This window comes from Streptomyces sp. NPDC088194, from assembly GCF_040702025.1.
In the GTDB taxonomy this organism is placed as follows: Bacteria; Actinomycetota; Actinomycetes; order Streptomycetales; family Streptomycetaceae; genus Actinacidiphila.
Window position 1 is genome coordinate 1 of the sequence record NZ_JBFBIV010000196.1, and the last position, 5,194, is coordinate 5,194.

The following is a 5,194-nucleotide window of genomic DNA, read 5'->3' on the forward strand; positions in this document are numbered from 1 at the left end:
CGCGATCTGGCACAACCGCACCACAGGCCAACCAATCACCCGCTCACTGATCGCCTACGACCACTGACCGACCCACATCGGAACTACTCGTCTAGCTGTCTCCTCTACCACTGCGGCGGCGGTCTCTCGGCGGCGCCCAAGCATAGATCGACATAGCTCCGAGGATGGTCACCGGAACCACGACAGTGAGCCTCAGTTGGACACGCTCGGAGATGTTCTCCATCCTCCAACGCGCTTTCCCCATGGAGAGTTCGCAGGTGCCCACCGGGTTGGACGCCGGCTCGCCGTTCATGCTCTTGGTCATGGAGGCAGGACACTGCGTCTCGGGGTGGTCCGTCAAATCCCACGTACAAACCACAGATACCGAGCAGTCAAACCGATCAGAACCGAAAGCCCCTGACCGTTTTGCTACCTACGCCCTGTCGGAGATGATCTCCCCATGCCGCGTAGACCCCGCCCCCCGTGCTCGATACCCGGGTGCCCGGAGTTGACCACGGGTGGGCGCTGTCTGGTTCATGGGCGGGAGGCGACCCGAGAGCGAGTCACGCAGGGCAGCAGCTCGTATGGGCGACGCTGGCCGAACGTCCGTAAGCGATACCTGTACGCGCGTCCCTGGTGCCTGCTGTGCGGGCGCACCGCGAAGGTCGCGGACCATTTCCCCACCAGTCGGCGGCCGCTCCCATGATCTGATCGATGACGAGTGCCGTTCTGTCGGCTCCAATGGCCCATAACGAACGGCCAGGCAGCGGGCAGACAAGAGGGCGGAGGGGGGCGACCTAATAGCGTGCCGGCGCGACGGACGCAGATTGAGCTGGTGCCGGACAAGCGAGCCCTGCCATGAAAAGTCCCTGATAAGGGGCTCGCCGACTCGACAGACGCCGCTGCCGGCGCGGCGGACATACGTGCGTCTCGTGAACGAGCTAATGAGGACGAGCACGCCAAGCGTCAGTGAGTGCCCGCTGGATCTCGGCGCGTTCGGCGACGTCCGTAGCCAGCTCTTGCTCACTTACGGGGACTCTTTGGCGCATGACCTTCATGACCTGCTCTAGCTTTTCGGTATACGATGGCAGACTCCTGCCGTTTAGCCATTCGTTGAGAGTGCTGCGCGTGACAGCGGATTCCTCGGGCATGCGAGCTTCTACCCACCGCATGGGCGGGCTTCCCGCCTGGGTGTAGTAGCTGCGGAAGAGATTAAAGAACCGCTCCTCCTCCGGCAGGTTCGCTCGACGTTTGGCCGCGCTCCCTCGGAACTGAGACATCGCGTACTCAAGGGAATTGGTAGGGCGTGCGGGCCGCTGCACCGGCCCTTCTGGCTGGTCGGTCGTGCGCAACAGCCTAGGATCAGCAACTCGAGGGACCGGTACCGGCTGCCCTTTGGACGGCCCGAATGTTCGCTCGGCAACGGCTTCCGTCCAAGCTCTCAACGTTTCCTCGACCATGCGGCGGCGCCTGTCCGCGTCGTCTTGCTCCGGGAAGAGATGTTCCACCAGAGCTCGTACCAAGTCACGATTTGGCAATTGTGGGCCGCGGAGAGCCTTGTGCCACGTCTGGCGCGACCAACCCGACTCCTTGCTCAGAAGCGCGAGCGATTTATCTCCCTGGTTCAGAACGTGTCGCTGCATCAGTTCGAAGAACGCATACTGCGGCCCCGCCGGGACCTGCGGGCTACCGACTCGGCGCTTCATACACGCATCCCCCACGTTCAGTCTCGTCAACGACTTATCCCGTTCCTGTCACCAACTTATCCCGCAGAAGGACATTCGTGACTAGGGCGTTCGGCGATGCAGTAGAACGGACTACGTCAGACACCACCGGACACCGCCGGACACGTAGGCTCCCGGCTACACACCTGAGCCTCGTGGCCCGACGGTGTCCTGACCTGAAAGCGAGCAGCATGCGCACCTTCCGGCGCTTCCACTGTGCCTTAGTTGCAGTGCTCAAGGCCAGACATCGAGGATGGGTCTCGGTTCTCGTGACCGCAGCGGCCTTCACGGTCGGCGCATCGGTCCCCCAGGACCGGGTGCTTGGCGGGGCAACTGTCGCCGCTGTCGCAGTCGCGTTGACACAACTACTGCTCTACATCGCGGACCACCGAGAGAGGGACGGAGGCAGCGACGCCACCCCGGCGGACAGGGAGTAACCCCATCCTGCTGCCAACCGTTGTCCTGATCCTTGTCCTGTGAGCTGACGGCAGGCACCGTTCGCTGCTGTACGCGCACGGCGACACCTCCACCGTAGAGATCATCGCGCACGCCGCCTGAGGGTCACCGGTCTCAGTTCTGGTCTCATTCGCCGGCGTCCAGCGGCGTCCGGCCACTCGTCCGCCGACCAGTCCACCGCAGGTCAGTACGCATCCGTCCATCGGCGATCAACAACGTGACCCGTTGGAAAGCGTGTTGGGGGCAACCCCTCACGAGTTCGAATCTCGTATCCTCCGCTGCTAGAAGGCCCGAGCCGCTTCGTCGGCTCGGGTCTTCTGCGTCCACAGTCTCAACCAATGCCCGCGGGGCTCTCGGAGGTCGATCCTCCTCCATCCTTGGCCACCTCCCAGATGAGACCACTGACCCGCTCGGCCACGTCGCGGAGGATGCCGGCGGTCACGTGCTGGTAGCGGGCAGCCATGGCGGTGGACGACCAGTCCCATAATCTGCATCACGACCCGCTCAGGGACGCTGAATATGAGTGGCGCCGTGCGGACCGTGCGCCTGGCGTCATGGAGCCGCGAGGCCCGACCACCGGCAGGCCCATCGCCCGGTGTTCGGACCACTGGCGACAGACCCTGCCCGCGCCAGGGTGCCAACGCCCGGTTGAGGCGAACCCGGTACCCGGTCGACGGCCGGTAGTCCCTATGAACTGCGCGGATTCTCGGCGAAGGTGTAGCCGTGATCGGCTGCCAGCCGACTGGAGCTGGAGACATCGAGAAAGTGCAGCAGGCGCATCGCCTGAGCCCTCCTCTCTCTCCACCCGGGCATCGACCCAAGCTGGAAAAGAAGGAAGCCGACGACCAAGACCGTGACAAGATGATGACTTGCGATCACTCACAGTTCATTCATCTAATCCAGCAGCCAGAGCGGGGCGTTGATGGACGAGCGTGACGACAGCCCGACCGTTGAGCAGTCCGCCGAGTCGTTCGCAGCGCAGGTCTCCTACTGGCGCGGGATGCACACCTTTCCAAGCGAGGGCTCGTCCGCAAGTTGAGCTTCGACCCATCATCTGTGAGCCATATGGTGTCCGGCCGGCACAAGCCAACCGAGGACTTCGGGCGCCGCTCGGAGGTGCCCCTCAAAACGGGCAAGGCCATCTGGATGAACTGGCTGGACCAAGAAGCCGCCACGAGCCGAGCGGCCACAGCTCCGCCAGCCCCGCGCCGCCCCGAAGCTCTGGAAGTCGTGCTCGCGTTCCCCACCGAGCTCAACCCACCGCACGCGGGGCACCACCCCCGTTCCCGTAGAGCAGTACCGACAGACAGGTCAGACTGGGCCTATGAGCCGTGAGCGCCATGGAGGACCAACCAAGGGCGTTCAGCGCAACGGCTGAAGGAGCCCCGCAACCACAGCATGCTCGTGAAGGGAAGTGCATGAACAGGGAATCGAGAAGCACTGTCCAGAAGGCGCTACAGCCCAGCTCGCCGGTCTCATTCACCCGGGCCAGTCACGAACACATCCAGCCCATGTTCGATGTGACGCAGGTGCTGTGCACAAGCTCAGTAGCTATGGGCTCATGGGACGTGCCCCCCTACGGCTACCTTCGCAACATCATCCTGGACGTGCAGGCGACCAGCGGTACGGGTACCGACGTCACAACTTCCGAGGACTCACCGTGGAATGTCATCTCGGAGATCGCGCTCCTCGATGTCAATGGCACCCCGGTGGTCGGACCTTTGGATGGCTACGACCTCTACCTCATTAACAAGTGGGGTGGGGCAACCGGTGAAAATTCAGACCCGAAGGCGTCACCTATGTATTCGGCGGTGGCATCTGCCAGCGGAAACTTTCGATTCTGTGTGCGCATTCCCGTGGAACTCTCATCCCATGACGCCCTGGGCGCACTACCAAATATGAATTCCGCCTCCCCGTGGAAGCTGCGCATAACCCTGGCTTCCGGCTCAACACTCTACGACACCGCCCCGAGCATCCTCCCGACTGTGCGGATTCGCGCACACGTGGAGGCGTGGGGCCAGCCCCTGCAGACGACTATCGTGCAGAACCCTCCGGCGATCGGCACCACATCGTATTGGTCCAAGAGCATCATCAATCTCGGCAGTGGCGTCAACACCTTACGCCTGCCGCGAATGGGTGCGCTCATTCGTAAGCTGCTGTTCGTATACCGCGACAGTAGTGGCTCCCGAGCCAACGGTGCCGGCCTCTTCCCAGACCCTTGCTCGATCCACCTGGACACGCTTCTACTCAAGACGTACGGCCGTGACGTGTGGCGTCACGAAATGTATCGAAAGACGAACTACTACCAGGCGGCAGAGTGCACGAACGGCCTCGATAACGGGGTTTTCGTAGAGGGCTACGGTTGCGACTTCGACGGCAAGATCGACGCCGAGCCACGGGACCAGTATCTCAGTACCACGCAGTCCACGCGTTACGAACTCTCCGGTTCGTTCACGGGAGCTGGTGTTTTGACCATCCTTACGAACGATGTGACGGTCCCTTCCGAATTTTTCGTGGGCTGATACCAAGGGACAGTTTACGAACCTCGACTCTGCAACGACCGGGGTTCTTATCGCGATCGGCGACTCGGTGATCCGTCAATCTGCTCATGAGCAGGTTCCATGCCGACGGTTGGCCGGCGAGGGCGGCCAAGGGTCCCAACTTCCGCAGCGCGCATCGGCCAGCGCCTCACCGTCTCCGACATTACGACCCGCCGCGCCATCGACGATGCCACCGTCCTGTGCCATTCCATCGTTCAGGCATTCTCCAGTGCCGTTGCCGGCGCCCAGATCCCACTCTGACCAGGGAGCAGTACGCCGTTCGGCAGTTGCAGTTCCAGTTGCGTTCACCCTCGTTCAGCACGGTCCGAGCGTCAGCTGCCGAGCTAATCCGTCGCAGGTCAGAACGCAGACGGACCTACCTGAACCCCAGGACGAACAGTTGGAAAGCGTGTTGGGGGCAACCCCTCACGAGTTCGAATCTCGTATCCTCCGCCAGTGCCTCACCGGGCACGACGTCGATGGCCCCCACTGCTC

General features: G+C 62.7%; 2 protein-coding genes. One reads left to right on the forward strand and one right to left on the reverse strand.

The window, feature by feature from the left end; translation table 11 throughout:
* Positions 1–920: 920 nt before the first annotated feature.
* Positions 921–1,685: a hypothetical protein gene (locus AB0399_RS40280; protein WP_366414671.1), complete on the reverse strand. Its 765-nt coding sequence runs from the start codon at positions 1,683–1,685 to the stop codon at positions 921–923.
* 1,985 nt (positions 1,686–3,670) lie between these two features.
* Here AB0399_RS40280 and AB0399_RS40285 point away from each other — a divergent pair.
* Positions 3,671–4,681: a hypothetical protein gene (locus tag AB0399_RS40285; RefSeq protein WP_366414672.1), complete on the forward strand. Its 1,011-nt coding sequence runs from the start codon at positions 3,671–3,673 to the stop codon at positions 4,679–4,681.
* The last annotated feature ends 513 nt before the right edge of the window (positions 4,682–5,194 follow it).

Coding starts and splice junctions, on each gene's coding strand:
- AB0399_RS40280 (WP_366414671.1), bottom strand. CDS start 1,685: ATGAAGCGCCGAGTCGGTAGCCCGCAGGTCCCGGCGGGGCCGCAGTAT.
- AB0399_RS40285 (WP_366414672.1), top strand. CDS start 3,671: ATGTTCGATGTGACGCAGGTGCTGTGCACAAGCTCAGTAGCTATGGGC.